Source organism: Roseibium sp. R5 (assembly GCF_055755305.1).
Genome location: NZ_CM146910.1, coordinates 2,434,783 through 2,460,247 on the forward strand (window position 1 = coordinate 2,434,783; position 25,465 = coordinate 2,460,247).

General features: G+C 56.5%; 30 protein-coding genes. 16 read left to right on the forward strand and 14 right to left on the reverse strand.

Features of this window, described 5'->3' with window-relative positions; translation table 11 throughout:
• Positions 1–16 precede the first annotated feature (16 nt).
• Both AC0J4F_RS11355 and AC0J4F_RS11360 read right to left on the reverse strand, forming a co-directional pair.
• Positions 17–703, reverse strand: a complete 687-nt coding sequence (locus AC0J4F_RS11355) for an MOSC domain-containing protein (protein WP_473026303.1) — start codon at positions 701–703, stop codon at positions 17–19.
• A 9-nt stretch (positions 704–712) separates the two neighbouring features.
• Positions 713–1,273, reverse strand: coding sequence for a MarR family winged helix-turn-helix transcriptional regulator (locus AC0J4F_RS11360; protein WP_473026304.1), 561 nt, complete (start codon positions 1,271–1,273; stop codon positions 713–715).
• 88 nt (positions 1,274–1,361) lie between these two features.
• Here AC0J4F_RS11360 and AC0J4F_RS11365 point away from each other — a divergent pair, with 88 nt between their 5' ends.
• Positions 1,362–2,120 carry a hypothetical protein gene (locus AC0J4F_RS11365; RefSeq protein ID WP_473026305.1) on the forward strand — a complete coding sequence of 253 codons (759 nt, stop codon included), beginning with the start codon at positions 1,362–1,364 and terminating at the stop codon, positions 2,118–2,120.
• A 70-nt stretch (positions 2,121–2,190) separates the two neighbouring features.
• Here the strand turns inward: AC0J4F_RS11365 and AC0J4F_RS11370 are convergent, their stop codons facing one another.
• The 5 genes from AC0J4F_RS11370 to lgt form a co-directional block, all read right to left on the reverse strand.
• Positions 2,191–3,123 (reverse strand): ribose-phosphate pyrophosphokinase, encoded by a 933-nt coding sequence (locus tag AC0J4F_RS11370; RefSeq protein ID WP_133946006.1) that lies wholly within the window; start codon positions 3,121–3,123, stop codon positions 2,191–2,193.
• Positions 3,124–3,366: 243 nt separating this feature from the next.
• Positions 3,367–3,888: a hypothetical protein gene (locus tag AC0J4F_RS11375; protein WP_133946008.1), complete on the reverse strand. Its 522-nt coding sequence runs from the start codon at positions 3,886–3,888 to the stop codon at positions 3,367–3,369.
• A gap of 228 nt (positions 3,889–4,116) precedes the next feature.
• Complete coding sequence (gene pgeF, locus AC0J4F_RS11380; protein WP_473026306.1) at positions 4,117–4,884, reverse strand: peptidoglycan editing factor PgeF; 768 nt, start codon at positions 4,882–4,884, stop codon at positions 4,117–4,119.
• Between the two features lie 42 nt (positions 4,885–4,926).
• Positions 4,927–6,015: a class I SAM-dependent methyltransferase gene (locus tag AC0J4F_RS11385; RefSeq protein WP_473026307.1), complete on the reverse strand. Its 1,089-nt coding sequence runs from the start codon at positions 6,013–6,015 to the stop codon at positions 4,927–4,929.
• Positions 6,012–6,905 (reverse strand): prolipoprotein diacylglyceryl transferase, encoded by an 894-nt coding sequence (gene lgt / locus AC0J4F_RS11390; protein ID WP_473026308.1) that lies wholly within the window; start codon positions 6,903–6,905, stop codon positions 6,012–6,014. Before lgt ends, AC0J4F_RS11385 begins: the two co-directional genes overlap by 4 nt.
• A gap of 149 nt (positions 6,906–7,054) precedes the next feature.
• On the opposite strand from lgt, the gene AC0J4F_RS11395 reads away from it, so the two are divergent.
• The 5 genes from AC0J4F_RS11395 to AC0J4F_RS11415 all read left to right on the forward strand — a co-directional run bounded on the left by AC0J4F_RS11395 (position 7,055) and on the right by AC0J4F_RS11415 (position 10,171).
• Entirely contained in the window at positions 7,055–7,321 is a 267-nt protein-coding gene (locus tag AC0J4F_RS11395; protein WP_133946014.1) for an accessory factor UbiK family protein, read from the forward strand.
• A 343-nt stretch (positions 7,322–7,664) separates the two neighbouring features.
• Positions 7,665–8,165 carry a type III secretion system chaperone family protein gene (locus AC0J4F_RS11400; RefSeq protein WP_209174376.1) on the forward strand — a complete coding sequence of 167 codons (501 nt, stop codon included), beginning with the start codon at positions 7,665–7,667 and terminating at the stop codon, positions 8,163–8,165.
• The gene (gene proC / locus AC0J4F_RS11405; protein ID WP_473026309.1) at positions 8,162–8,980 is read left to right on the forward strand and encodes a pyrroline-5-carboxylate reductase; all 819 of its coding nucleotides are present in this window, start codon (positions 8,162–8,164) and stop codon (positions 8,978–8,980) included. Before AC0J4F_RS11400 ends, proC begins: the two co-directional genes overlap by 4 nt.
• Positions 8,981–9,063: 83 nt before the next feature.
• Positions 9,064–9,768 (forward strand): TetR/AcrR family transcriptional regulator, encoded by a 705-nt coding sequence (locus tag AC0J4F_RS11410; RefSeq protein ID WP_473026310.1) that lies wholly within the window; start codon positions 9,064–9,066, stop codon positions 9,766–9,768.
• Between the two features lie 61 nt (positions 9,769–9,829).
• Entirely contained in the window at positions 9,830–10,171 is a 342-nt protein-coding gene (locus AC0J4F_RS11415) for a tRNA-binding protein (RefSeq protein ID WP_133946022.1), read from the forward strand.
• A 30-nt stretch (positions 10,172–10,201) separates the two neighbouring features.
• Here AC0J4F_RS11415 and AC0J4F_RS11420 read toward each other — a convergent pair whose 3' ends face one another.
• The 3 genes from AC0J4F_RS11420 to AC0J4F_RS11430 are packed head-to-tail and all read right to left on the reverse strand — an operon-like array spanning position 10,202 to position 12,907.
• Positions 10,202–11,596 carry an ATP-binding protein gene (locus AC0J4F_RS11420; RefSeq protein WP_133946025.1) on the reverse strand — a complete coding sequence of 465 codons (1,395 nt, stop codon included), beginning with the start codon at positions 11,594–11,596 and terminating at the stop codon, positions 10,202–10,204.
• Positions 11,597–11,606: 10 nt separating this feature from the next.
• Positions 11,607–12,305, reverse strand: a complete 699-nt coding sequence (locus AC0J4F_RS11425) for a response regulator (RefSeq protein WP_133946027.1) — start codon at positions 12,303–12,305, stop codon at positions 11,607–11,609.
• 44 nt (positions 12,306–12,349) lie between these two features.
• Positions 12,350–12,907: a MarR family winged helix-turn-helix transcriptional regulator gene (locus AC0J4F_RS11430; protein ID WP_208326649.1), complete on the reverse strand. Its 558-nt coding sequence runs from the start codon at positions 12,905–12,907 to the stop codon at positions 12,350–12,352.
• Between the two features lie 248 nt (positions 12,908–13,155).
• Between AC0J4F_RS11430 and AC0J4F_RS11435 the strand changes: the two genes are divergently transcribed.
• Positions 13,156–14,061, forward strand: a complete 906-nt coding sequence (locus tag AC0J4F_RS11435; protein WP_133946029.1) for a branched-chain amino acid aminotransferase — start codon at positions 13,156–13,158, stop codon at positions 14,059–14,061.
• A gap of 108 nt (positions 14,062–14,169) precedes the next feature.
• On the opposite strand, the gene AC0J4F_RS11440 is transcribed toward AC0J4F_RS11435, so the two are convergent.
• Positions 14,170–14,835 (reverse strand): outer membrane protein, encoded by a 666-nt coding sequence (locus AC0J4F_RS11440; RefSeq protein WP_133946032.1) that lies wholly within the window; start codon positions 14,833–14,835, stop codon positions 14,170–14,172.
• Positions 14,836–15,158: 323 nt separating this feature from the next.
• Here AC0J4F_RS11440 and AC0J4F_RS11445 point away from each other — a divergent pair, with 323 nt between their 5' ends.
• The 9 genes from AC0J4F_RS11445 to AC0J4F_RS11485 all read left to right on the forward strand — a co-directional run bounded on the left by AC0J4F_RS11445 (position 15,159) and on the right by AC0J4F_RS11485 (position 23,418).
• Positions 15,159–16,163 (forward strand): calcium/sodium antiporter, encoded by a 1,005-nt coding sequence (locus AC0J4F_RS11445; protein ID WP_133946034.1) that lies wholly within the window; start codon positions 15,159–15,161, stop codon positions 16,161–16,163.
• 67 nt (positions 16,164–16,230) lie between these two features.
• Positions 16,231–18,201, forward strand: coding sequence for an excinuclease ABC subunit UvrC (gene uvrC, locus AC0J4F_RS11450; protein WP_473026311.1), 1,971 nt, complete (start codon positions 16,231–16,233; stop codon positions 18,199–18,201).
• 189 nt (positions 18,202–18,390) lie between these two features.
• Complete coding sequence (locus tag AC0J4F_RS11455; RefSeq protein ID WP_209002085.1) at positions 18,391–19,473, forward strand: endonuclease/exonuclease/phosphatase family protein; 1,083 nt, start codon at positions 18,391–18,393, stop codon at positions 19,471–19,473.
• Positions 19,474–19,587: 114 nt separating this feature from the next.
• Positions 19,588–20,175, forward strand: coding sequence for a thymidine kinase (locus AC0J4F_RS11460; RefSeq protein WP_133946038.1), 588 nt, complete (start codon positions 19,588–19,590; stop codon positions 20,173–20,175).
• 50 nt (positions 20,176–20,225) lie between these two features.
• A complete protein-coding gene (locus AC0J4F_RS11465) occupies positions 20,226–20,561 on the forward strand; it encodes an HlyU family transcriptional regulator (RefSeq protein ID WP_008191612.1) in 336 nt (111 codons plus the stop codon).
• A 137-nt stretch (positions 20,562–20,698) separates the two neighbouring features.
• Complete coding sequence (gene pgsA / locus AC0J4F_RS11470) at positions 20,699–21,271, forward strand: CDP-diacylglycerol--glycerol-3-phosphate 3-phosphatidyltransferase (protein WP_133946040.1); 573 nt, start codon at positions 20,699–20,701, stop codon at positions 21,269–21,271.
• A gap of 31 nt (positions 21,272–21,302) precedes the next feature.
• The gene (moaD, locus tag AC0J4F_RS11475) at positions 21,303–21,554 is read left to right on the forward strand and encodes a molybdopterin converting factor subunit 1 (protein ID WP_133947544.1); all 252 of its coding nucleotides are present in this window, start codon (positions 21,303–21,305) and stop codon (positions 21,552–21,554) included.
• Positions 21,555–21,614: 60 nt separating this feature from the next.
• Positions 21,615–22,025 (forward strand): molybdopterin synthase catalytic subunit, encoded by a 411-nt coding sequence (locus AC0J4F_RS11480; RefSeq protein ID WP_209002223.1) that lies wholly within the window; start codon positions 21,615–21,617, stop codon positions 22,023–22,025.
• 106 nt (positions 22,026–22,131) lie between these two features.
• Positions 22,132–23,418: a multidrug effflux MFS transporter gene (locus AC0J4F_RS11485; protein ID WP_473026312.1), complete on the forward strand. Its 1,287-nt coding sequence runs from the start codon at positions 22,132–22,134 to the stop codon at positions 23,416–23,418.
• A 206-nt stretch (positions 23,419–23,624) separates the two neighbouring features.
• On the opposite strand, the gene AC0J4F_RS11490 is transcribed toward AC0J4F_RS11485, so the two are convergent.
• Genes AC0J4F_RS11490 through AC0J4F_RS11500 form a run of 3 tightly spaced genes read right to left on the reverse strand, consistent with a single transcriptional unit; the run spans position 23,625 to position 25,439 of the window.
• The gene (locus AC0J4F_RS11490) at positions 23,625–24,275 is read right to left on the reverse strand and encodes a glutathione S-transferase family protein (RefSeq protein ID WP_473026313.1); all 651 of its coding nucleotides are present in this window, start codon (positions 24,273–24,275) and stop codon (positions 23,625–23,627) included.
• Positions 24,276–24,312: 37 nt separating this feature from the next.
• A complete protein-coding gene (locus AC0J4F_RS11495) occupies positions 24,313–24,972 on the reverse strand; it encodes a ribonuclease T2 family protein (protein ID WP_473026314.1) in 660 nt (219 codons plus the stop codon).
• A gap of 23 nt (positions 24,973–24,995) precedes the next feature.
• Complete coding sequence (locus AC0J4F_RS11500) at positions 24,996–25,439, reverse strand: cytoplasmic protein (RefSeq protein ID WP_473026315.1); 444 nt, start codon at positions 25,437–25,439, stop codon at positions 24,996–24,998.
• Between the last annotated feature and the right edge of the window lie 26 nt (positions 25,440–25,465).

The following is a 25,465-nucleotide window of genomic DNA, read 5'->3' on the forward strand; positions in this document are numbered from 1 at the left end:
GCCGGAGCGATCCCGCCTAGCTTCCAGGAAGTCGGCGTGACGTATCTTCTACAAAATCAGGGTCGACCTTCTTTGCGAAGGCGGCCCGCCATGGTTCGGCAAGTACGGCCAGGTTGGCAAGTGCGGACGCCGTGCTGCTTTCCAGTTTCGGGTTGAACCGGGCAAAGATCACGTCTTTCAGGTTCCAATCCGGGCAGGGCCGGTCGAACAAGGTCATATTGTCGCCTGCTTTGAAAACGCCGGTTTCCAGAACCCGGTAGTACCAGCCCGTTTTGCCGGTTTTCTGAAAATGCGCCGCAAGGGCAGGGTTCTGGGTGTGCATGTTAAGCTTCCAGCATGGCTGCCGGCCCTGGCAGATTTGGAGACGGGCTGAGCCGACGGCAAAAACATCGCCAATACAAAGGTCTACTTCGGTGAATCCGGACGATGATATGTTTTCCCCAAATGTCCCGGGTTCGTATGCGAACGGGGAAATGCCAAAGAGCTCAGCCCAATCGGCGTAGTGTTCTGAAGGATAGTGGTGCAGCGCTTTCTCAGGACCGCCATGAACCGCAAGATCCGCCTGCTGGTCTTCCACAATCCCGGTTTCTGTAAGCTGAACAGCTCCCTGAATCAGAGACTTACGGATTGCAGAGGGTGCTTTCCCGTCCCATCTGTCCTCAGGTTTTCCGGCATATACGCCCAAGATCTGTGCGGTTGTCATCTTTAAGACTCATCCTGTGGTGGGGGTGTGCTCATGGCAAATCTGTTCAGCTTCCCGCGGCTTCAACGGAACGTCCAGAAGGTTGCAGTACCCGCCAGCATCCGTTGATTGATGGTGGCTACACTCTTTGCAAAGACCGAAGGATTTTGCATCGCGTTGTTCCAGAAGCTTCATAACCAACGCTGCCAGCCCGTCCTTTAGCGCTTCAGCGTTCGTAGCCTCAAGAGCCGAAATCGCGGCTGACATTGCAGACTGCGCGGCCAGCAACGCGTGCCCGTCATCTGTCACGTCATAACGAATGCTGCGTTTGTCTTCTTCAAGTCGCGACTCGGCAATCAGCTCTTTCCGGGCCAGCGCTTTCAAGGTTTGAGACGCTGTGCCTCTGGTGGTTGCCAGGTAGTCGGCCACATGAGACGGCGCCCGCGAAAACCTGTTCGCCCGGGCGAGATAAGACAGTGCAGCGAATTGTGACGGGTTGAGCGGTCCGTTCCATTCTTCGGCCGCGTTCAGCCTGCCGAGGCGGTCAATCAGATCAGAGATGAAGCGGGTGTGGTCGCGGTCGTCGGTCATGCCTTTTTATAGCGAGTCGAAATTAAACTTGCAATAGTATCGACTCGCTATTAATGAAGGGGCGTCTTTTCTGAAAAGGAGAACACCCATGTTGAAGACACTAGCTGGAAGCCTTGTCCTTGCTGCCTTGCCGATTGCCGCTTTGGCAGGCGGGTCACACAGCGATCATGCAATTCATCAAAAGGGCGCAGTGCTGTCGCCGGAAAACGCGGAAATAGACCAGAACTACGATATTCTGGCAGCACACGTGCATCGGTCCGGACGCATTGTGACCTTCCACATGACGCTTAAGGGAACCGCTGGGGCCACGACGCCTGAACCGGCCGGTCAACTCGCCGGGGCTCCGGTTGAAGCCTATGTTTGGCCGACCTCATTGAAGCCGGACGCTGTCGGCTTTGAAAGCGAAGACGGCATCCTGGCGCTGGTTGCAACGTCTCACCCGGATTTTGATGACACGCCGCTTTTTGATGAAGACGGGGATGGGGATCTGACAAATGACGGGGCCAAATGGCACTCGCATTGGGTTGTATTAACGCCCAACGAAGCCTGTGGGGCAGGAGCTTTGTCGGTGAAGGATATCCCGGATGGGGCCTCGCCCAAAATGCCGGCGACCTGGCCGGGATTGCCGATTTACATCGACAGCCCGGGTTTCTCTCCGGTGCTCAAAAGTGAAGAAATCACAATCAATGTCAGTTTTGATGATCCGTCAGTGGCTGATGGGATGTCTTACGACGGGGTGACGTCGGCTCTTCGCGTCAATCAGAACATCCACGCTCCGCTGCTGTGCGTCGTCGATGTATTCGATGTGGCTTCTGGAGATCTCAGTCTGCCGGGCAAGCTCAACTGATCGGAGATGGTTTCACTCAAACAAAAAAGCGCCGGCAAAACCGGCGCTTTCAAAAAGTCTATCAGACCAATCAGTTGAACAGACTGGAAACCGATTTTTCCAAAGCTGTCCGGTTGATTGCCTCGCCCATCAGCGGAGCAATCGAGATCGCGCGAATGTTCGGCGCGGCAGTGATGGCAGCCGTCGGCTCGATGGAGTTGGTGATCACCAATTCCTTCAGCTTGGAGGAGGTCACCCGTGCAACCGCTCCGCCGGACAAAACGCCGTGGGTGATATAGGCGGTAACTGACTTGGCGCCCTTGGCAAGCAGCGCATCCGCTGCATTGCAGAGCGTACCGCCGCTGTCGACGATGTCATCCACCAGGATGCAGTCATAGCCATTCACATCACCAATGATGTTCATGACTTCCGATTCTCCAGGCTTGTCGCGGCGTTTGTCGACGATGGACAGCGGAGCCTCGATGCGCTTTGCAAGCGCGCGGGCACGAACCACGCCACCGACATCCGGCGAGACGACCATAACATTGTCGGTCGCATAGCGCTCCTTGATGTCGCGGGTCATGACCGGTGCGGCGAACAGGTTGTCCGTCGGAATATCGAAGAAACCCTGGATTTGGCCGGCGTGCAGATCCAGTGTCAGCACGCGGTCAGCACCGGCTTCCGTGATCAAATTGGCAACAAGCTTGGCCGAGACGGGTGTCCGGCCGGAGGCGCGGCGGTCCTGGCGGGCATATCCGAAGTAAGGAATAACGGCTGTGATTCTGCGGGCAGATGACCGGCGCAGCGCATCGATAATGATGAGCAGCTCCATAAGGTGGTCATTGGCCGGGTAGCTGGTCGGCTGGACGACAAAGACGTCCTCACCGCGCACATTTTCCTGGATTTCGACGAAGATTTCCTGGTCGGCGAAGCGCCGGACCTGACATTTGGCCAATGGAACATCCAAGTATTGGGAGATTTCCTCGGCCAGGGCTCGGTTGGAATTGCCCGCGACGATCTTCATAAGCCGCAAGTCCTTCTGGTGCGGAGCCGGGTTTGTAGGGCCAAGATGGGCCAAGCAAACACGCGGTTGGGGCGTTAGGTCGTTCAAGGTGCCGATTGCCCAAAGCCTTCTTGGGGGAAAACCTTCGGCAGGCGGCGGCGTTGTAACAACCAACCGGACGGACGACAACCGCGCTGAGGGTGTCAGATGCGGTTTTTTTAGTTTTTATGACGCCGGTTTTGATTTATCCGGTTAAAGTTGACCTTATCGGTTGAGCCAGGCGGAAATTTCAACCACAGAACGTTCTGCGATGCGGGTCAGAACCGTGGACGTTGCCCCAGTCCAGGGATCGCCAGTAGAGCCGCCGGTTTCCTCTGCACCCGAAATCCGTTTCAGGCGGCGCCCTGATCGGTCAACGATGTCGAAAACGTAAAATACCGTACCTTTGCCAGGTTGGCCCGTCGCTGCAAGATATCCGTTTACCCGGTAGGTCGCGTCAGCACCGACCCGCCGCACAAGCTTGAGGCCGCGCAGGGCAGCCTGTTGACCAATTTCATTGGACAGCTCATCGGCAATGTTGCCGGGAGCACCGGTAAACGGCTCGAAGGCAAACGTCGTGCCCTGTTGTTCATCAATGGGTTGGATGAAGCTCGGCGCGACCGGCGTCGTGTTGATCGCAGCTGGCGGAGGATTTGCGCCCTGACAGGCAGCAAGGCCACCTACCAGAAGCAGCCCTCCGATAACTTTGAGGATCCGGAGAATCGGGAGTTCGGTTCTATGGGGCATTTAGATGGCTGGCCTGAATTCTCTCACATGGCGTTTGGGCCAGATTCCGGCACTTGCCGAACCCCACCCCGATTTTGGTTTCTGGTTTAGCCCGACTTGTCCGGCAGGTCGAGAGGCTTGGTGCAGAACCGGTGCCGCTAACCGCCAATCCGGCCTTATTCGTAGCGAATTGGGTAGCAGGCCAACAGTTCTGGTGCAAAAGCGGCCCGATGCTAACCTAATTTTTCGTTATGCACGGATCATAATGGCACTGATTTGGCGCCCGTAATCCGGTTCCTTGCGATGCGTTGTTCGTCGATAAGAGAAAAAACGGTCCTCGTCCACATAGGTACAGACATCGATTGAAGCGACCTTTGCAAGGCCGAGGTCCAATAGACAATCTGTAATGAACGCAGGTAGATCGAACATGTGATGTTCCGCCCGCGATGACGGTTTGAAATATCTCTCATTCGCCTGCGACGTATCTGCAAACCGTTTGAAGAACTCCTGTCCGACCTCATAGGAATTCTGTGAGATCGTCGGTCCGAGTACAGCGCGGATGTTGTGTTTGTTCGCGCCGAGCTTTTCCATGGCCTCAAGGGTGTTTTCCATTACGCCTGAGATCGCCCCCTTCCAGCCGGAATGGGCTGCACCAATAACTTTGGCCTCCGGATCGGCAAAGAGAATCGGCCCGCAGTCCGCGGTCGCTACCCCGAGAGCCACGTTCGGGGTTCTTGTTACCAGCGCATCAGCTTTGCGATCTGCGCCTTCTGCCCAAGGACCTTCGACCGTGATCACATCTGGAGAATGGATCTGGTAAGGCGAGACAAGGTACTCCGGGGCGATGCCGAATGTCTCGGCAACCCGCTTCCGGTTTTCAAGAACCAGAGGCCGTTCGTCATCAGAGCCGAGACCAATGTTCAAGCTCTCGTAAAGGCCACCGGATACACCGCCGTTGCGCGTGAAGAAGCCGTGCGTGATCCCATTGCAATTGAGCTCGTTCGCCTCGATTTTCATTCGGTCTCCATGGTGTATCACCGCAAAAACTTGCAGGCGCTTCTAACTAGTCGGCTCGAATGGGGCAAAGACTTGTCCCTCAGGCGCAATCGCGAGAGCCTTAAAAAGGTCGCCCATCTGGTCCGGAGCGGCAAGCCGTTCGACTTCATCCCGGATCGCATCCTGGTCCGCTGGTGTTTTTCCGGCACCAAGAGCACCGGCGCGTTCCAAAAGCCCTGACTGGAGCAAAAATGTGCCTTGAGTGAGGAGGGGGAGCGGTACCGCACCTGCTCTCCTTGCCGCAGTTGCAAGTGCCTCGAAATTTACATGTGCGGTGATATCTGCCTCGCCAGGGTGGGCCAGAACATCATCATAAGCATGCCGGTAAAGGGCTTGCAGCGTATCGCCTGGTGCCGTTTGGGCGTAACCGTAGTCAATGAACAGCGCAAAGCCGCCATGTTCCGCAATACGCGTCGCAATTTCCTCGGCGACTGCATTGGCCGCAGGCTGCGTCTCCAAAATGCTCCCCTCCGGAGCTTTCATTGCGGCAGGGGGAATAGCGTCAGCTGGCAGCTGTGCAGGGCCCACGCCAAACTCCAGTTTCCCAGACGCATCAAGCCCGACCATGCGTTCGTTCCAACCATTCGGTGTCTTGACGAACTGGTGTATCGGGAGCGCATCAAAAAACTCGTTTGCAATCACGATTACGGGGCCGTCCGGTACATCCTGAAATGTGTTCCGGAAATTGGGCTGAAGCTGTGTGTTCCGAAGTGTCTGCAATTGAACCTGCCGCAACCTCGGACTCATCTCAACGAGATTGAGTGTGGCTGCCTCCAGGAACTCTGGCCGATGAGATGCCACACGGAGAAAGTCGGCCATGAGCGTGCCGCGGCCCGGGCCAAGCTCCACCAGCTGGAAGTCGCCCGGAGCGCCCAGCGTTTCATAAGCTTTCAGGCAGACTGCACCGATGAGTTCGCCAAACATCTGGCTAACTTCCGGAGCCGTTATGAAGTCGCCTGTTCGTCCAAACGGCTCCCGGGTGGTATAATACCCATGCTCCGGATCACCGAGGCAGCGCGCCATGTAGGTTGCAACAGAAATAGGACCTTCTGCTGCGATCTGTTGGCGAAGCTTCTCTTTGAGTGCGGTCACTGATTAGCTGCCTGCGGAGTTCGTTTGGCGGACCAGACCATTAACGCGATCCCCGCAAGGATCATCGGGAGTGACAAGAGCATTCCCATCGTCAGGAACCCGCTTAAATATCCGATGTGGGCATCGGGGACCCGATAGAGCTCGACGATGGATCGTCCCACGCCGTAGCCGCAGGCGAAAGCGCCGGCCAGGAAGCCTGGCCGCTGCAGCAATTTGAAGTGATGGCTCAAAAGGCGGAGCACCAGAAACAGGATCACGCCTTCCAGGGCGGCTTCGTAAAGCTGGCTCGGGTGGCGCGGTTCAGGTCCGGCGTTTGGAAAGACAACAGCCCATGGGACATCTGTCGGACGTCCCCAAAGCTCACTGTTGATGAAATTCGCCATCCGGCCGAAGAATATGCCGATGGGCGCCGCGCAGCCGGCAAGGTCAAATAGGGTCCACAATGAGAGCCCGCGTTTCCAGGCAAACAGCATCATGGCAACAACCGTTCCGGCAAAGCCGCCATGAAACGACATGCCACCTGACCAGATCGCCAGAATTTCCCCCGGGTTCGCGAGATAATAGGCGGGATTGTAGAACAGGACATATCCAAGACGTCCGCCCAGGATAATGCCCAGGGTTCCCCAGAGTACGAAGTCATCCAGATCGACCGGGGTTGGACGGTTCCGTGGTCCCCAGAGGGTATCGTTGAGCACAAGGGCTCTCATGTACCGCCACGCCAAAACAATGCCGACGATGTAGGCCAACGCGTACCAGCGCAGGGCAAACGGACCTATTTCGACGATAACGGGATCAATCGCTGGAAACGGAATGGCGAGAAGCGGTGGCAAGCTGGGACCCTCGGTTTCGGAGTAAATGCCGATGTGGGCAACGCATGCGCGATCTGGCATCAGGCGTCAAGCCACCGCGCATCACGTCTTTGAGGTGCGAACTGATATATCGTTCGTATTGGCAGATGTTCACTGATCTAAGCGCTTGAAGTTCACCTTAAACCCTCATACCTGTCGGGTAGACATTTAATGCTTGAAAGGAGCAGGGCATGACCCAAGGCCCAAATCGCCTGCTGGATGATTTCGCAAAGCTGATGACCGATGCTGCCGGTGTTGCCCAAGGCGCGCGCCGCGAGGTCGAGACTGCATTTCGCGCCCAGGCGGAACGCTTTCTTTCCGACATGGATCTGGTGTCGCGTGAAGAGCATGAAGCGGTGAAAGAGATGGCCGTCCGCGCTCTTGATCGTCTTGATGAACTGGAAGAGAGACTCGCTGTACTCGAAGGAGCCGGTGAAAAGGCCTCCGGAAAGAGCTAAGCGGTCGCTTTATCAGCGTTATCGGCCGATTTCTGTTAATCAATGATGTCAGTGATGTAACAGTCAAACTCGGCGGAATTGCAGTGTTTTTGGGCAGGAAGGCTAAACTTTCTGCTCAGTCGTCCACAAGTTTCGGCTTTCTGCTCGAAATTGGTAGGTAGGCCTCAAGTCCTTCCTGCACCTATACTCAAAGATAACAGGGATTCGTCGGAGCAAGGCGGAACCGGTCTAACGATTGGGCCAGACAAGGACGCGCGTTGCTCCTCGGCTTGGGACTTACCCCGGCGGCCCACCCGGTTATCCTGATCGGGTATTCGGCCCCGGCTGGAAGGGGAGAAGGCATATGAGCCTCATCGAGATCGACTTCGAGCGACCTGAGAATCCCGTGGATACCATCGAAACTGTTGCGGCCTTGAACGACTGGACGTTCGAGCGCTCAGATGATGATGAGATCACGATTTCCATTGCCGGAAATTGGTGCGATTACCACGTCTCCTTTTCCTGGATGGAAGATGTTGAGGCGCTTCACTTGGCGTGTGCCTTCGACTTGAAGGTGACGGAGATCAGAAAGACCGAGGTTGTCCGGCTCTTGGCACTGGTCAACGAACAGTTATGGGCCGGCCACTTCGATCTCTGGAGCAAGGAAGGCGTGGTCATGTTCCGCCAATCCCTGCTGCTTGCCGGCGGGGCGGAGCCGACTTCGGCACAAATCGAGGCCATGCTGGCCAATGCGCTTGATAACTGCGAGCGGTTCTATCAAGCATTCCAGTTTGTGGTCTGGGCTGGCCACTCCGCGTCGGAGGCCCTGAGTACAGCCCTTTTTGAAACTGCAGGAGAAGCATGACGTTTTCTAAAGAGCGACCCTTTGTTCTTGTCGGTGCTGGCAAGATGGGTGGGGCGATGTTGTCTGGATGGATGGCGGAGGGAATTGATCCGGCATCCATTCTTGTTGTTGATCCCTTTTTATCGCCGGAAATCGGTGCGCTTTTGAAAAAACATGGCATTGGTCATGCTGCGCAGATGCCGGATGATATGACTGCGGGTATCATACTCGTGGCCGTTAAGCCGCAGATGATGGATGATGTGCTGCCTGGTTTGGTGCCCGCCGGCGACGACAGCACGCTAGTCCTTTCGGTTGCCGCCGGAACGCCGGTACGCAAGTTTCAGGAGTTTTTCGGAGACATCCCGACAGCACGGTGCATGCCGAACACTCCGGCCATGGTGAAACGCGGCATTACCGCAGTTTACCCGACCGAAAAGGTGACGGACGCGCAAAAGAACACGATCTCCCAGCTGCTTTCCGCCGTCGGCAAGGTCGTTTGGCTGGACAGCGAGGACCAGATTGACCTCGTAACCGGAGTCAGTGGTTCGGGACCCGCCTATGTTTTTTACATGACCGAAACGTTGAAAGAAGCCGGCAAAGCTGCGGGCTTGCCGGAAGAGCTTGCGGAGCAATTGGCCATAGCCACAGTTTGCGGAGCTGGTGAATTGATGCACCAGTCCGGAGAAGACCCGGCGATTTTACGTCAGAACGTCACCAGCCCGAACGGGACGACTGCGGCCGCTTTGGATGTTCTGATGTCTGACAGGGGAATCCAGCCCATCATGACCGAGGCGGTCGCTGCGGCTGTAAAAAGGGCAAAACAACTGGCGGGCTAGAACCGCAACGGGTGCGGCGAGATACCCCTTTTCGCCGCATCGCTGGTTTCCTATCTTCCGGATAGGAAACAGGAGACCAGAGCATGGCAACCGCCAAGACAAAGCAGAAGATCCTCAGCGTTTTTCTGGAGTTGCTTGAAAAGCATCCCTACGAGGATGTCTCGCTTCAGCTGATTGCCGAGACCGCCAAAGTCAAATTGTCCGATCTGCGGCGCGCGTACCCGTCCAAACTTGCTCTGGTCGAAGCATTTGCGGAGAGCATTGACGCTGCGGTTTTGGACGAGCGCGACGAGGGTATGGATGATCAGCCGGCACGTGACCGTCTTTTCGATATCCTGATGACACGCATAGATGCTCTGGCGGTGCATAAGGAGGCCGTCCGGGCCCTCAAAACCGCAGCCGATGAAGACCCGGGCCTGGCACTTGAATTCAATCGCATCGCCATACGCTCGCAGAAATGGATGCTTGTCGCCGCGGGGATCGATCTGGCCGGAGCGAAGGGCACAGTGGTCGCCCAGGGGCTCGTAATGGCGTTTGCAAAGGTCGTCGATACCTGGTTGGACGAACCGGATGAAGGCATGCCGCGCACCATGGCCCGCCTCGACAAGGAACTCGACAACGGTGTGTCTTTCATGAAGCGTCTGAACCGGTTGGAAGGAATGGCAAAGGGTTTGCGCAAATTCATCAAGTCCGCGTCCAGGCGCGGCCGGAGCCGCAGCAGAGCTCGGGATGGCGATGATTTTGCAGCCGACGCTGAGACGCCGATGCCGTCCGAGCAAGGCGCGTAATTTCCGGGGTTTACTCCTGCTGGTTTAGCGATCATGGTCGCTCAAAAAAATGGAGTGAACCGTGAGCGACCAAATCAGTTTTGATGATTTTTTGAAAGTTGACGTCCGGGTGGGCCGCGTTGTTGAGGCCGAGGAGTTTCCCGAAGCGCGGAAACCTGCCTATAAACTCCGGATCGATTTCGGACCCGAGATCGGGATCAAGAAAACCTCTGCCCAGATCACGAAACACTACACGCCCGAAACGCTTGTTGGCCGCTTGGTCATGGCGGTGGTCAACTTCCCACCGCGCCAGATCGGACCTGTCAGGTCTGAGGTCCTCACACTCGGTGTCCCAGACGCCGACGGGGAGGTTGTCCTGATGACCCCCGACAAGGACGTGCCGATCGGCGGGCGGCTCTATTAGGTCTTCTGGTTCCAACTATCCCATTGTCACTTAAGCCGGGATCCTGAGGCGGGCCCGCAACCCACCGAGCGGGCTGTCTTCCAGGTAGAGATCGCCGCCATGAGACCGCGTGATATCGCGGGCAATTGCAAGGCCGAGGCCGCTTCCGGTCTCGTCCTGATTGCGCGCCAAATCAAGGCGGTGAAAAGCACGAAACGCCATGTCGCGCTGATCCTCGGGAATGCCCGGGCCGTCATCATCGACGGTGATGATCAACCAGTCATTCTCAATCGTTCCATTGAGCTCGACGCGCTGTCCGTATTTGCAGCCGTTGGTCACCAGGTTTGAGAGGCACCGTTTCATCGAGTTCCGGCGAAGCAGAACTTCCGAGGGGCCGTCAAAATCGGCTTTGACGTTGTTGCCGGAAATCTCGCTCTCTTCCTCAAGCTCTTCGAACAAAAGCGCCACATCGGTTTCTTGCGGCTCTTCATCGCCATCGCCTTTGGCAAACGCCAGATAATCCTCCAGCATGTTGCTCATTTCATCGACGTCTTTGCGCATGGCCTCGCTTTCCGGAGTGTCACCGAGAAATGCAAGCTGCAGCCGCATACGTGTAAGGATAGTACGAAGATCGTGGCTGACACCGGCCAGCATTGTGGTCCGCTGGTCGATCTGCCGTTCGATCCGCCGGCGCATGTCGGCAAAGGCGACCCCGGCACGCCGGACTTCCAGAGCTCCGCTTGCCTTGTAATCGCCGACCGGGCGGCCCTTGCCGAATGCCTCGGCCGCGTTTGCAAGACGGATGATCGGGCGCATCTGATTGCGCAAAAACAAGAGCGCGATGATGATCAGAACAAGGGCCGTCGAAAACATCCACACAAGGAAAATGTGTGAGTTTGAGGCAAAGGTCTGGCTCCGGCGTGTAAAGACACGAAGAACCTCGTTTTGCAGCTGAATTCGAATTTCGACAAACCGCGACCGGCCGACGGTGTCGATCCAAAATGGCCGGCCGATCCGTTGGCTGATCGCCTTGCTGAGCTCCTGATCAATGACATCGAAAAACGGCTTTGGAGCGGGGGGAGGCAACGGCTCCAGCGGCAGGATCGACATGGACATGCCGAGCGCCCGCGCGCCCAGTTCTTCGATCTTTGCATGCTCCGGATCTTGCGGGTAGTTCTCAAGAACATAGACAACAGCTGCAATCTCACGAACCACGGCTTCAGACATGCGCCGCGATACAAGTTGATAGTGTCGCTCCATGAAGACGAAGGCGATCACCGATTGCAGTATGACAACCGGGATCACGATGATCAGAAAGGTTCGGGTGTAAAGGCCTTTCGGCATGACCCGATAGAGAAACCGGGAGACGCGGCGATAGCCGCGATGAGCAGCCTTGACGGGAAGAAAAGCTGCATACCGCTGAAGAAAGCTTTCAATACTCGCCATTCAACAGGCCCTAGTCACACGCAAGCCGGTAGCCGATGCCCCGAACGGTTTGCAGGTAGACGGGGTTGCCCGGATCGTCTTCGATTTTCCGGCGTAACCTGTTGATCTGGACGTCGACTGTGCGTTCACCGAGGCCGCTGTCATCGCCGACAATCTTGTGCCGTGGAACGGTGGCGCCGGGTTGTTCTGCGAAAATCGACAGGATCTGTTTCTCGCGGTCGGTGAGGCGGATCGAGCTGTCGCCGTTTTTGAGTTCACCCCGCGATGTGTTGTAGCAAAACGGTCCGAACCGGATTTCCGTCACCGTCGTTGGCGGTTGGTATTGGCCTCGGCGAAGAATGGCACCAATGCGCAGCAACAGTTCTTTCGGTTCAAACGGCTTGCCGAGGTAATCGTCGACACCCGCCTCCAGGCCGGCGATCCTGTCGGGGGCATCAGTCCGTGCTGTCAGCATCAGGATTGGAACCTGTGACGTTTCCCGGAGCGACGTCGCAAGTTCCGTCCCTGTCTCTCCCGGCATCATCACGTCGAGAATGATCAGATCAAACTCCAGCCCGGACAGGCAAACCCGTGCTTCGGCCGCATTGGCCGCGGCAGACACGCGATATCCGTTGTCTTTCAAAAGCCGTCCAAGCAGATCCCGGATCCGGCTGTCGTCATCGACCAGTAGGAGATGAGGCGCATTGTCATCAGGAGCCGTCACAGTCATCGGCGCTTTTGTCCTTCCCAACGATGAACCCGGCGGACGCCAGATCAGTCTTTCAATTCGTATGAACTGCGGATCAGCCCGACAATGTCGTTCCTGGCTTCAGGATCAATGACTTGCAACAAGAATTGCCGGACAATCACGTCGGCGCCATCTGGCAGTCCAATTAGGGCGCGTTCAAGGCGCTTTTGCTGCAGGCGGGCAAGATCATCCGCAAGCACCTGGCCACGCTCAGTCGTATACAAGAGGCGCTGGCGGCGGTCATGCGGGCCTTCACGCTGCTCGATGATATCCGCGTCGACCAACTGTTTCAGCACCCGGCCGAGGCTTTGTTTGGTGATCCTCAAAATGCCAAGCAGGTCAGTCACCATGATCCCGGGATTGCGTTCCACAAAATGTAGAACGCGGTGATGGGCACGGCCGAAATCATATTCCGCCAGAACATCATCTGGATCGCCGGTAAAATCGCGATAGGCAAAAAACAAAAGTTCGATCAGATCGTAGGGAACTGCGTTTGCGGCTCCGTCATTGTCTCCTGCCGGTTCGGACTGGCTTACAGGCTTGGATTCGGCGGGCAGGGACGCTTTGAAATTTATGTCAGTCATATTGACTTATTTAGGACCGATTGTTACTTGTTGACCACGGTGTGCGAAATGATTGGTCGTTTTGTTGCTTTTTTCAGCATTTAACGACAAACGAATCCAATCAGGAACGGCGCGCTTCTCAAGATACCGATAGTTGGCGTGCTGTGCAAAAGATACAGCCATTCAATGGGCCGTTGTACGCCTGAGCCGATTGAAAACGCGACTGAAAAATGAAAACACGCTCAGGAGAGCGGGCGGGAGTTTAAGACATGGCTGCACAGCCCTTTGATCAGCTGACGGGTGATATCTGGTATGACGGGACTTTTGTGCCCTGGTCCGATGCCAAGCTGCATGTGTTGAGCCACGGGTTGCATTACGGAAGCAGCGTGTTTGAAGGTGAACGCGCCTATGGCGGACGTATCTTCAAGTCCGAAGAGCATACCGAGCGTCTGCTGGCATCTGCCCGCGAGCTCGGGTTTGAAATTCCCTGGACGGCGGAGCAGATCAATGCTGCCAAGGAAGAAACTCTTGCACGCATGAACTTGACGGACGCCTATATTCGCCCGGTCGCTTGGCGCGGCAGTGAGATGATGGGCATTTCCGCCCAGAAGAACACCATTCACCTTGCGATCGCCGCATGGGAATGGCCGAGCTACTTTGCGCCGGAAGAGCGTTTGAAGGGTATTCGGCTTGATATGGCGGACTATCGCCGTCCGGATCCGAGAACGGCTCCGTTCAAGGCCAAGGCTGCCGGTCTGTACATGATCTGCACGATCTCCAAACATGCCGCCGAGGCAAAGGGCTACACTGATGCTCTGATGCTCGATTGGCGCGGCCAGGTTGCCGAGGCCACCGGTGCGAACGTGTTTTTCGTTAAAGACAGCAAGATCCACACACCGACGCCCGACTGCTTCCTGAACGGGATTACCCGGCAGACTGTGATCGGTCTTGCCAAGGACCGTGGCATTGAGGTTGTTGAACGGGTCATCATGCCGGAAGAGCTCTCAAGCTTCGAGCAGTGTTTCGTTACCGGGACAGCTGCCGAAGTGACGCCGGTGTCTGAAATCGCCGGAAACAGCTATGTCGTTGGTGACATCATCAAGACGTTGATGGAAGACTATGACGCGGCCGTCCGCCCGCAAGTTGGCGAGATGAAAACTGCGGCGACCGGCTAATCGCTTGCAAAGAGACAAGGTTCGGCAGGTTCGATCGCTGAACCTACAACAAAGAAAACCCGGCACACCTGCGCCGGGTTTTCTTTTAGGTTTGCCTGAATTCCAAGTTTAGAACTTGTAGGCAATACCGGCCCGTACCTGGTGGTCATTGAACTCGGTGCTGACACCGGTTCCACCGAGGTTAAAGTCCTGATCGCCGAAATCCTGGTAGCTGTAGTCGAAGCGGGCGACAATATTGGACGTAATCGCGGCTTCAGCACCAGCGCCCAATGTCCAGCCGAGAGCAGTTTTGCTGTCGGAAACACCATTGGCTGTTGCTTCCAGGTCGGCGATAGCCAAACCACCCGCACCATAGATCATGTAGCGGTCAAACGCGTAGCCGAGACGGCCGCGGAAGTTTGCGTTCCAGTCAGAGCTGGACTTGAGGGAGAGACCGTTGACGGTCCCGCTCTTTTCCAGATCAGTCAGGCTGAAATCGGATTCCAGACCGACGACAACGTTCGGAGTGACCTGGAAATTGTATCCGGCATAAGCCCCGCCAGCGACACCGTTGTCGTTGAAACCACGGCTTGCGCCACCGGTGCTGTTGTCGAAGTTGCCAAAGGCCCAGCCAAGCTGTGTCCCGATGTAAAAGCCGGTCCAGTCGATGCTTTGCTGTCCTGCCGGGACAGCGTCATATGCTGGCGCCGGTGCAGGTGACTGCGGCAGGTCGGCAGCGAGCGCTCCTGCGGCGCTGGCAGTGAGGGCAAAACCTGCAAGTGCAAGACGGTTCATTGAAAATACTCCAGATCCACACTAACTCATTCAATTCAAGACGCGCTCGAAGTCGCGTCCACACCTTCCCCCGGTTTGAAGATATGGAGATCGTTTGTGGCGGATCGGGTCAGAGATTATGGAGTTTTGATGACTAATGGCGGCAAATTTCTGTCAGTGTGAACCAGAGATTACGACCGTTGCGATTTGCAGTGACTGGACAAGAAAGATCCTTGTTCCCCGCTTTCCCCGCACCAATCTATTGCGTATAACGCGCCCAGTCGAAAGAACGGCGATCCCAAATCTGCCGTATTTCAACCCTCAGACCCGAACCGGAACTCAGAATGCTGTTTGACTATTTAAGCCTGGCAGGTGGATTGGTTGCACTCATCATTGCCGGCGATGTCTTGGTCAGAGGCTCTGTCGGGGTCGCTCAGAGGCTTGGCATTCCGAACCTCGTCATCGGTTTGACGATCGTTGCGTTCGGCACATCAGCGCCAGAGCTTGTTATCTCGTTAAAGGCAGCGCTGGATAATGCCAGCGGGATTGCAATCGGCAATGTGGTCGGGTCCAACATTGCGAATGTGCTGCTCGTGCTCGGTATGCCCGCGTTGATCGCTGCGACACCTTGCGGCGAACAGGGTGCTACCCGGACCGCGCTCTTCATGGTTGGCGTTACCCTTGTTTTCATTGCGCTTTGTTTTTTTACTCCGATCGGATTGTGGGACGGCGTTCTTCTTTTGGCGTTGCTGGCCGTGTTTCTTGGTGGTTCTACAATTGCCGCGCGGCGCCATCGGAAGGACCTAAAAGCCGCTGCAGCTGGTGCTGATGTCACCGCGGAGGCCATGGATAACGATGATGAACTGGAAGACGTCGATGACGTTCCTGATTCCATTTGGGTCGCGCTCATCTACATCGGCCTTGGTCTCGTCGGTCTGCCGCTTGGTGCGCATTTCACCATCAGTGGTGCAACGACCATCGCAACGGCCTGGGGTGTGAGCGATGCAGTGATTGGTTTGACGGTGATCGCGCTTGGAACCTCCCTTCCGGAACTGGCAACAACTGTTATGGCCGCAATCCGGCAGCATGGCGCCGTGGCGATCGGCAACGTCATCGGATCGAATATCTTCAATCTTCTTGCAATAATCGGCATCACGGCTGTCGTTGTTCCCATCGATGTCCCGCAAGAGGTGCTGAAGCTCGACATCTGGGTGATGCTCGCCTGTGCGGTGTTGCTGACCGCGCTCGCCGGGTTCAAAGTCTGTCTTGGCCGGATTTCAGGGTTTGTCATGACAGCCGCATACGGCCTTTACATCGCCAGCGTTTACATGCTGGGCTATGCCGGCTGAGTGAGGCGAACCACGCCTTTCAGACGACTTCAGACCAATATTCCACGATCCTCACTAAAGGACCAGCATGGGCGACGTGTCCGAAACCGATACTTCAACAGAAGATACGAAAGGCTCTGAGGATCCGCCGGTTCTGAAGGGTGTTGAAGTCATCGCCCGCGAGGTCAAGCGCCTGCCCAACGGGCCAGGTGTTTACCGCATGCTCGATGAGAACGGAGAGGTTCTCTACGTCGGCAAGGCGCGAAGCCTGAAGAAACGGGTGACCAGCTACACCCGCCTGCAGGGGCAATCGAACCGGATCATGCGCATGATCCTTGCGACGGCTGCGATGGAATTTGTCGTCACCAACACCGAACCGGAAGCCCTGCTGCTTGAAGCCAACCTGATCAAGCGTTTCAGACCGCGCTTCAACGTTCTTTTGCGGGACGATAAGTCATTCCCCTACATTCTGGTCACCGGTGATCATGAATCTGCAGCCATCGTCAAACACCGGGGGGCTCGCAAGCGTAAGGGCGATTATTTTGGCCCATTCGCCTCGGCCGGGGCCGTCGACCGGACGATCAATGCCCTGCAAAAGGCTTTTTTGATCCGGACCTGTTCGGACAGCTATTACGAAAACCGAACACGGCCCTGTCTTCAATATCAGATCAAGCGGTGCGCCGGACCGTGTACCGGGGAAATCGCGCCGGAGGACTATGCGGGCCTCGTCTCAGAAGCGAAGGCGTTTTTGTCTGGACGCAGCCAACTGATCAAAGAACAGTTGGCTGCCCAGATGGAAACCGCTTCTGCGGACCTGGAATTCGAGCGGGCGGCGATCTATCGGGATCGTTTGGCAGCGCTGTCTCACGTTCAGGCGCATCAGGGCATTAACCCTCAGACGGTGGATGAAGCAGATGTCTTCGCCATCCACCAAGAGGGCGGGCAATCCTGTGTCCAGGTATTCTTTTTCCGAACGGGACAAAACTGGGGCAACCGCGCCTACTTCCCGAAGGCTGACAAGTCCTGGGACGAGGCTGACATTCTGGAAAGCTTCCTCGCCCAGTTTTACGACGACAAGCCAGCGCCCAAACAGATCCTGTTGTCCCATCCGCTCGGTGAGCAAGAGCTTTTGGGAGAAGCCTTGAGCGAACGGATGAGCCGCAAGGTCGAGGTGACGGTTCCCAAGCGCGGCGAGAAAAAAGAACTTGTCCTGCACGCCATGACGAATGCGCGCGAAGCATTGGGGCGGCGTCTTGCGGAAACTTCAAGTCAGGCAAGGTTGCTTAAAGGCGTGGCGGAAGCTTTCGACCTGGCGACCCCTCCGCGCCGTATCGAAGTGTACGACAATTCGCACATCATGGGCACCAATGCTGTTGGCGGCATGATCGTCGCGGGCCCTGAAGGATTTGCAAAGGCGCACTACCGGAAGTTCAACATCAAGTCAGATGATCTGGTTCCCGGCGATGACTACGGCATGATGCGGGAAGTCCTGACGCGCCGTTTCTCACGTCTCATGAAAGAGCATGCCCGGCCAGAGGGCGGTGAAACGTCTAATCCTAAGGATACTCCGGATGCGGAAGAAGCCGATGCCCCGGTCGACACGGATGTACCAGCTTGGCCGGATCTGGTTTTGATCGATGGCGGGCAGGGACAGCTCACGGCTGCGCGCGAGACACTGGAAGAGCTTGGCCTGACCGATGTGCCGCTGGTCGGGATCGCAAAGGGGCCGGACCGGGATGCAGGCCGGGAGAAGTTCTTCATCTCCGGCAAACCCTCATTCATGCTGCCAGAGCGGGATCCGGTCCTTTATTTCGTTCAGCGCCTCCGGGATGAAGCGCACCGGTTCGCGATCGGCTCTCACAGGGCCCGCCGGAAAAAGGATATCGCCAAGAACCCGTTGGACGAGATTGCGGGTATTGGCCCCACTCGAAAGAAGGCGTTGCTCTCGCATTTCGGGACCGCGAAAGCGGTCTCCAAAGCCGGGGTCGATGATCTTGCTGCTGTGCCAGGGATCTCCGAAACCATCGCCCGTCTGGTCTACGACCACTTTCATGAGTAATTTAACCGCCAAATGGCATATAACTCCCGGTGCAGTGGTTCGGCAAAACGGTTGAACTGGCTGGTGCTTTGGCGGTGAAGTCTGTAAATGGCAAAGGCACGCTTCGTTCTTGAGAAGGCATAACCGTATTGCGCGTCCAGCAGAACCAACACAGCTTAAAAAGCCCGATCACTGATGTTTGAGGGGGTGGTGAAAATCGGCCGCCCGCTCCTCGTTCTGGCGGCTTGGTGCTGTGGTCTGGGGGCGGTGTTCGCCGCGTCTCTTGGTCTTTCGTCATTTATTGCACCGGACTACTGGTTGTCCGACAACATGAGCTTTTTCCTCTGGCAGTTTCTGTATGGAGGGATAGGCGGTACGCTCTGTGCGGTTGCCGGTTTTTGGTTTGTCCGGAGTGCACGTGGGGCCTATCGGTTGCTGGTCGTGATTGCAGCCCTAGCCACGACCGCGCTGGCTGTGCTGACAGGTCTGCGGACTATAGAGAACACGGTGCCGCCGGTCGCTTCTTCCACAGATGCTAGGGAAATCAAGATTGTCTCCATCAACCTGGAGGCCTTGTTTCTCGGAGACCCGGTGCTCACCAGTTATCTGAAGGAAGTCGACCCCGACATCATCGTGTTTCAGGAAACGCTCTGGAATCTGCAAAAGTGGCGGTGGCATCAGCGTAGTTTGCCGATCGGCGGACCGGATACAAGTGTCTATCCGGAGCATCTGCTGGTTGGAGACCTTGGCGAACTGGTGATCTTTTCCCGCTTTCCAATTGAAGACACTTCTTCGGTGATCATTCCGGGTGTGACGCCACCAGGCGCAAGCGTCCATTACAATGCCGATCGCGAAATCCTGTCATTCTCGATAAACGTTGATGGCCAGACCGTGGATCTGGTTTCTGTTCATTCGGACAGTCCCCGCACAGCCCGGCGCTGGCACAACAAGCGCGCTTATTTTGATAAGATGGACGCGGTGATTGCCGAACGGCTTGAAAGTGCTGCCACACCGCTGATCGCCATTGGCGATTGGAACAGTGCTCCGTGGTCGGCGAGGTTCCAAAGGTCACTGGAAGCCAATGACCTTGTCACGGCCTATCCAGACCGCATCCCGCAGGTGACGCGGTACTTCTTTGACTATCGCCTGCGCTGGGTCCTGGGCTCCCCGGTCGATCAGGTGGCTGTCTCGAAAGACATCGGCATCGTCGATGTGTCTCTAGGTCCGCACATCGGGTCGGATCACCGGCCGCTTCTGGTGACGCTTCAACTCCCTGAGCAGGCTAAAAACTAATCTACGCACAACAGGGCGGGGATAGTCTGCGCGGCGAGCCAGAAAACAATTGAGCTCAGGCATCGGATTGGAAACACTGCGGCAACCTTTCGACCGATTCCTGAAGAAAGCCCGATGGCCAAACTCTATTTCAACTACTCGTCCATGAACGCGGGCAAATCAACGTCCTTGCTGCAAGCTGCTTACAACTATGAAGAACGCGGCATGAACACGTTGTTGCTGATCGCGGCTTTGGACGACAGGGCAGGCAAGGGGCGGATCGCATCCAGGATCGGGCTGGCCGCCGACGCGGACATTTTTTCGTCTGCCGATGACGTTTACGCACATGTGGATGCTGTTCAAAAAGAGCGCGAGATCCACGCGGTATTGGTCGATGAAGCCCAATTCCTGACCGAGGAGCAGGTCTGGCAACTGGCACGCGTTGCAGATGGCCTGCGCATACCGGTGATGTGCTTCGGCTTGCGAACTGATTTTCAGGGCAAACTGTTTCCGGGAAGTGCTGCTTTGCTGGCTATCTCCGACAATCTCAAGGAGATCAAGACAATATGCTGGTGTGGCCGCAAGGCGACAATGGTTGCCCGGCTGGACGGAGACGGCAATATCGTTGAGGAGGGAGATCAGGTCGTCATTGGCGGAAATGATAAATACATCTCCCTTTGCCGCCGTCACTGGTCGGGCCGTGATCTTGGAAACAATCAATAGGTTTCATGCTCCTGAGCGGACTCTACCGAACCACACCTTGAAGGTCCCGCGTGACCGGCCTAAAAGAACGGCATCTACTTCTTGAGAAGGATGGCCAGATGTTTGGCAAGGTGTTGAAGTCATTGTTCGGCGGGTCAGATGCTCCGCAAAAGCCCGGCAACAGCGTGTCGGTCGAGTATGACAGCTACACAATCATCGCTGAGCCTCAGCAAAATGGGGGTCAGTGGCAGGTCCGCGGACGGATCGAAAAACAGGACGGTGAAGAGCTGAAAAGCCATGTGTTCATCCGGGCGGACACCTTGCCGGGAGAAACAGAAGCCGCGAATGAAATGATCCGGAAAGCCAAGATGATGATCGACCAGCAGGGCGACAGCATTTTCAGCTGATCCTTCCATTTGACCGCTTGACGAGATATGGCCTTGTAGACCAGCGTTGGGTCAACATCCTCGTGGGTCTGAGAGGTTCAGAGGTCTGGGCCATGCGCCGCATCTGCCGGAAATAGACGGTGATTTAGAAAGCCAATATGAAAAACAACGTCGCCTTCAGTCTGCCGAATATCTTGACCTACGGCCGGATCCTGGCCGTACCGGCTGTTGCGTTTTGTTTTTATTTCGAGGGAACGACGCCGCGCTGGATTGCGGTTGGACTGTTTGTTCTCGCAGCGATCACCGATTTCTTTGATGGGTATCTGGCGCGTGCTTGGCAGCAGCAGTCTGCTCTTGGCCGGATGCTTGACCCGATTGCCGATAAGTTACTGGTTTCTGTATGTCTTTTGATGCTTGCCGCGGATGGGACGATCGGCGGCTGGTCTATCATTGCAGCGCTCATCATCTTGTGCCGCGAAATCCTGGTGTCCGGTTTGCGCGAGTTTCTCGCAGAGCTGCAGGTCAGTGTGCCGGTGACCCAACTGGCGAAATGGAAAACCACGGTCCAGATGGTTGCAATTGGCCTACTTCTCGCAGGGCCGGCCGGTGACCTGATCTTCCCGTACACGTCGTTGCTTGGTTTGACTGCGCTTTGGGTGGCGGCCACTTTGACCCTATATACGGGGTACGATTACTTCCGTGCAGGGATCGGGCACCTCATCACGGAATAATGGCATGAACCGGTCAACGGTCGAGGGAACAATGAACATTCGTTATTTTGCTTGGGTGCGCGAGCGTGTTGGGGTTGAAGAAGAGGCGATTGAATTGCCGTCAACTGTTGTGACCGTGGCGGACTTGATCGGTCATCTCAAGACCATTGATGACAATCACGCATTCGCATTTGAAGACGAAGAAGCCATCCGCGTCGCCCTGGATCAGATGCATGTGGAAGTTGATGCGGAGCTCGGTGATGCCAAGGAAGCGGCCTTTTTTCCGCCGATGACAGGAGGCTAAGCCGTGGTGGTGGAGGCAACGGTCCGGGTTCAGGCTGAGGACTTCAGTGCGCAATTCGAAATGGACACCCTGACAGCTGGGCGCCAGGATGTCGGTGCCCTTGTTTCCTTCACAGGGTTATGCCGCGATGAGGCCGGAACGCTTGCGGCGCTGGAACTCGAGCATTATCCTGGCATGGCCGAAGCCGAATTGGAACGGATCGCCAGCGACGCCCTGAAACGGTGGCCGCTGACTGGCCTGACAGTCGTGCATCGGTATGGGAAGATACGACCGGGGGAACAGATTGTACTGGTCGTTGCCGCGTCTGCCCACCGCCGTGCCGCCTTTGAGGCGGCTGACTTTTTGATGGATTTTCTAAAGACCCGCGCACCGTTCTGGAAAAAAGAACACTTCGTGTCCGGGAAAGCTGAAACTTGGGTGGCGGCCAAAGCCGACGACGATGCGGATGCCGAGAGGTGGATCGCATCCTAACGGTTCGCTACCTCTGAGGTGGCCCGCCAAATTTTTGTGCTCTGCCGATCAATGGATCGGGAGAGCCCTTTCTGTTTGATCGGAATACCTTGTGAAAGAAAACAACATGTCCGCTGATTACGGCTCTCCGGCCGGCAGAGCGCAACCCTCAGCCCGGGCTGCAAAACCCGAGATACTTCGGGACCCGGGCATTCCCTTTGCCGAGTTTGTAACAATCATCGCTCTGCTTATGGCGCTGAATGCGCTTGCAATAGACGTCATGCTGCCTGCTCTCCCGGCAATTGGCGAGGCGCTCAATATTCAGGAAGAGAACAACCGGCAGACCGTCTTGCTGCTCTATCTGGTTGGGTTCGGTGGAGGCCAGTTGTTCTTTGGCCCGATCGCCGATTCCCTCGGCCGACGGAAGGTGCTGATCGGCGGCTTGGTGCTTTACAGCCTTGCCAGCATTGCGGCAATTATCACGAATGACCTCACGCAGTTTCTGGCGGCCCGTGTGCTGCAGGGGATTGGCTGCGCTGCGGCGCGGGTCACGGCCCTTTCAATCGTGCGGGATTGCTACACCGGGCGGCGCATGGCGAAGGTTATGTCTCTTGTCATGATGGTGTTCATGGCGGTGCCAATCATCGCGCCGTCGGTCGGGCAGGCGATCCTGTTCGTTGCCGGCTGGCACTGGATCTTCACCATGTTGCTGGCAGCGGGTGTCGGGATGCTGGTCTGGACCTGGATGCGCTTGCCTGAAACCCTGGCTCCGGAACACCGCCGGCCAATGGTCATGTCGAACATCGCAGGGGCCTACTGGAAGGCGCTCACGACCCGTGTGACGCTCGGCTATACGATCGGTTTGTCGTTTATTTTCGGCGGCCTTTTCGCGTTTCTCGCCATGTCGCAGCAGATTTTTGTCGATGTCTTTGGGCTGGGTGCTTACTTCCCTGTGGTTTTTGCCGGGATTGCCATAGCGATGGCCATATCCTCCTTCATGAACTCACGTCTGGTGGAAGCCATCGGTATGCGGCGCCTGTCTCACACCGCTGCACTGATCTTCACAGGGTTGGGGGCACTTCTGGCGGCCGTCGCTGCGTTGGGATTTGAAAGCCTGTGGCTCTTCCTCATCCTGACAACCCTGATCATGACGACGTTTGGGTTTTTGGGTGCAAACTTCAACACTATGGCGATGGAACCGCTCGGCGATATCGCGGGCACCGCATCGTCAGTGATCGGTTTTGTGAGCACCCTGGGCGGCGCCATTTTAGGTTATGTGATGGGCCAGCTCTTTGACGGGTCGACAATGCCGCTGGGGCTTGCATTTGCCTGTTATGGCTTAAGCGCAATTGCCTGCATCTTGTTTGCTGAAGGCGGCCGTATGTTCCACGCATTGGAGCGCGGCGACCAGTAATACACTGAAAGAAAAAAGCCGGGCGGGCGCCCGGCTTTGTGCTTGATGACTGCCTGCAATCCTCTCAACAGTCATCCTCGGCCTTGTGCCGAGGATCCAGATTTTTCAATCTGTTATGGATGTTCGGAACAAGTCCGAACATGACGCCGGAGGGGAGATTGAACTTTATCAGCGGTCGGAACCGGGCGGGCGCCCGGCTTCTTGCGTCAGCGCAGGGGCGCCGGATCGTTGTCCGGAACCGGAGCTGCAGGCATCTTGGTGTCCGAAAAGGCAGGGACGGCTGTCTCAAAAGCGTCCAGCCAGGCCACCAGTTTTGGATGATCAGATCGCCAGTCGCCGTTGTAGCGGATGTCCAGATATCCGAGAGCGCACGCCAGTGTCAGCGTACCCGCATCAATATCGTCAGCCGATTTTGGATCCGCTGGAGCATTGGCTTCGAAATGTGCCAGGGCGCGGTCCATCTTTGCAGCCTGATAGGTGTCCCAGGCCGGGTCGCGGAACTTGGGGTCCTTGAAACGCTTCTCATAGACCCTCAGGATCGCCGCATCCATCATTCCGTTGGCGAGGGCTTGATCCCGAAGGACCGGGAATCGTGCTTCGCCTTGTGGAAACAGCTTGCCGCCGCCCGCCAGGAAATCGAGATACTCCAGGATCACCGAACTGTCATAGATAACGTCGCCGTTTTCCAATACGAGCGCTGGGATCTTTCCGAGCGGATTTTGGCTGCGCAGATCATCTGAGGGATCTGCTGTGTTGGCTTCAACAATCTCGATCCGGTCCTTGAGACCCAGGATTGCCATAGCCAGTTTGACTTTGCGTCCAAACGGTGACGGCGGGGACGAGCGCAATTTCATCATGGTGAAACTCCTTACATGAAGACGAAAATGTCCGATGCTATCGGGCAAGCGGCGGGACGACGGTGAGCGAACCGGAGCGGCAGCCGTTTCGATCGACAGAAGGACAGGAGCGGAATTCCAGATCCTTCGACATGCAAATACGGACTTCTTGAAGTTCGCCGCGTTCGCAAACAATCGCGATGCCGTCCTTGGAAAGTCCCGGGTTGACGCTTGAGAATGCCGCTTCGATCTTGGATGGGGCAGCCTGTCCGCGTTTGTTGATCGTCCGGAATGCTTTGGGGATCTTGACCTTCTCGAATGCGTCCCGGGTCAGATCAAAATAATCCTCAGGCGTCAGGCCAGAGCAAGTGCCGTGTTTGCGCCACTGATGAAAAATCAGGCCGTGGCTCGGCATGATGTCGTCCATATCAAAGGCAATCTGCCGATCAATCCGGCGTTGGCTTGTATCGCAGCTTTCCGGATAGCCGCGGTCGTATTGCGGCCAGAGACCATGAACAACAAAGCGGAACGGTGTCCGCACATCACATTGGTGGGGACTGGCATCCGGTCCAACTTCCCGGCAGTAGGCGGGGGACCAGGAGAGCGCCAGGACATAAAAGTCGAAGTCACCGGGTGTGTCGGCTTGGGCAGTTGGCGAAAATCCGAAGGCAACGGTGGCCGCCACAGCAAGGTGCTGCAGAAATCTCGCCAATTTCATGATGTGATGCGTCCAAGTGTTGGTTATTGCGCAGTCAGCGTACGGCATGAGCCGCCATAAACATACCACTTATCGCGCTGGTTCAGACAGGTTTCGACATTCCAGCTGATCCCGAACACGCCCGCATGAGCTTCCAGCAGATATTTGACCGACACCCTGCTGCCGTCCGACAGGCTCGCGGTACCACTGCAATAGCGGCGGGTCACAGCGCTGGATACGTTGGCACGGAAGGTGGTGTCGCGGATTCTATCAAGCTGGACGATGCGGACCCCATTGAAGTAGCTGGGAGCGCGGCTCACGGTATTCTGCACAGCGCGTTGAACGGAGGTCGCGTCGCAGCCAGGCAACTGATTTGATCGCTCACTGGAGAAATAGAGCCGGTGATCGTCTGCTGCAGCGGTGGCTGTCATAATCCCCGAGAGGGCCAGCACAGGAAGGGCAAAGCGGGCAACACGAAACAAACTCATAGCCGAACCTCCGAAAAATGCTTGGC

What these genes read in the sequence shown, in the direction of transcription:
- pgsA (WP_133946040.1), top strand. Translation starts at nt 20,699, where the DNA reads ATGAAAAACAACGTCGCCTTCAGTCTGCCGAATATCTTGACCTACGGC.
- AC0J4F_RS11485 (WP_473026312.1), top strand. Translation starts at nt 22,132, where the DNA reads ATGTCCGCTGATTACGGCTCTCCGGCCGGCAGAGCGCAACCCTCAGCC.
- AC0J4F_RS11495 (WP_473026314.1), bottom strand. Translation starts at nt 24,972, where the DNA reads ATGAAATTGGCGAGATTTCTGCAGCACCTTGCTGTGGCGGCCACCGTT.
- lgt (WP_473026308.1), bottom strand. Translation starts at nt 6,905, where the DNA reads ATGCCAGATCGCGCATGCGTTGCCCACATCGGCATTTACTCCGAAACC.
- pgeF (WP_473026306.1), bottom strand. Translation starts at nt 4,884, where the DNA reads ATGAAAATCGAGGCGAACGAGCTCAATTGCAATGGGATCACGCACGGC.
- AC0J4F_RS11500 (WP_473026315.1), bottom strand. Translation starts at nt 25,439, where the DNA reads ATGAGTTTGTTTCGTGTTGCCCGCTTTGCCCTTCCTGTGCTGGCCCTC.
- AC0J4F_RS11490 (WP_473026313.1), bottom strand. Translation starts at nt 24,275, where the DNA reads ATGATGAAATTGCGCTCGTCCCCGCCGTCACCGTTTGGACGCAAAGTC.
- AC0J4F_RS11420 (WP_133946025.1), bottom strand. Translation starts at nt 11,596, where the DNA reads ATGGCGAGTATTGAAAGCTTTCTTCAGCGGTATGCAGCTTTTCTTCCC.
- AC0J4F_RS11365 (WP_473026305.1), top strand. Translation starts at nt 1,362, where the DNA reads ATGTTGAAGACACTAGCTGGAAGCCTTGTCCTTGCTGCCTTGCCGATT.
- AC0J4F_RS11400 (WP_209174376.1), top strand. Translation starts at nt 7,665, where the DNA reads ATGAGCCTCATCGAGATCGACTTCGAGCGACCTGAGAATCCCGTGGAT.
- AC0J4F_RS11355 (WP_473026303.1), bottom strand. Translation starts at nt 703, where the DNA reads ATGACAACCGCACAGATCTTGGGCGTATATGCCGGAAAACCTGAGGAC.
- AC0J4F_RS11480 (WP_209002223.1), top strand. Translation starts at nt 21,615, where the DNA reads ATGGACACCCTGACAGCTGGGCGCCAGGATGTCGGTGCCCTTGTTTCC.
- proC (WP_473026309.1), top strand. Translation starts at nt 8,162, where the DNA reads ATGACGTTTTCTAAAGAGCGACCCTTTGTTCTTGTCGGTGCTGGCAAG.
- AC0J4F_RS11425 (WP_133946027.1), bottom strand. Translation starts at nt 12,305, where the DNA reads ATGACTGTGACGGCTCCTGATGACAATGCGCCTCATCTCCTACTGGTC.
- AC0J4F_RS11360 (WP_473026304.1), bottom strand. Translation starts at nt 1,273, where the DNA reads ATGACCGACGACCGCGACCACACCCGCTTCATCTCTGATCTGATTGAC.
- AC0J4F_RS11460 (WP_133946038.1), top strand. Translation starts at nt 19,588, where the DNA reads ATGGCCAAACTCTATTTCAACTACTCGTCCATGAACGCGGGCAAATCA.
- AC0J4F_RS11435 (WP_133946029.1), top strand. Translation starts at nt 13,156, where the DNA reads ATGGCTGCACAGCCCTTTGATCAGCTGACGGGTGATATCTGGTATGAC.
- AC0J4F_RS11430 (WP_208326649.1), bottom strand. Translation starts at nt 12,907, where the DNA reads ATGACTGACATAAATTTCAAAGCGTCCCTGCCCGCCGAATCCAAGCCT.
- moaD (WP_133947544.1), top strand. Translation starts at nt 21,303, where the DNA reads ATGAACATTCGTTATTTTGCTTGGGTGCGCGAGCGTGTTGGGGTTGAA.
- AC0J4F_RS11395 (WP_133946014.1), top strand. Translation starts at nt 7,055, where the DNA reads ATGACCCAAGGCCCAAATCGCCTGCTGGATGATTTCGCAAAGCTGATG.
- AC0J4F_RS11375 (WP_133946008.1), bottom strand. Translation starts at nt 3,888, where the DNA reads ATGCCCCATAGAACCGAACTCCCGATTCTCCGGATCCTCAAAGTTATC.
- AC0J4F_RS11370 (WP_133946006.1), bottom strand. Translation starts at nt 3,123, where the DNA reads ATGAAGATCGTCGCGGGCAATTCCAACCGAGCCCTGGCCGAGGAAATC.
- AC0J4F_RS11410 (WP_473026310.1), top strand. Translation starts at nt 9,064, where the DNA reads ATGGCAACCGCCAAGACAAAGCAGAAGATCCTCAGCGTTTTTCTGGAG.
- AC0J4F_RS11440 (WP_133946032.1), bottom strand. Translation starts at nt 14,835, where the DNA reads ATGAACCGTCTTGCACTTGCAGGTTTTGCCCTCACTGCCAGCGCCGCA.
- uvrC (WP_473026311.1), top strand. Translation starts at nt 16,231, where the DNA reads ATGGGCGACGTGTCCGAAACCGATACTTCAACAGAAGATACGAAAGGC.
- AC0J4F_RS11445 (WP_133946034.1), top strand. Translation starts at nt 15,159, where the DNA reads ATGCTGTTTGACTATTTAAGCCTGGCAGGTGGATTGGTTGCACTCATC.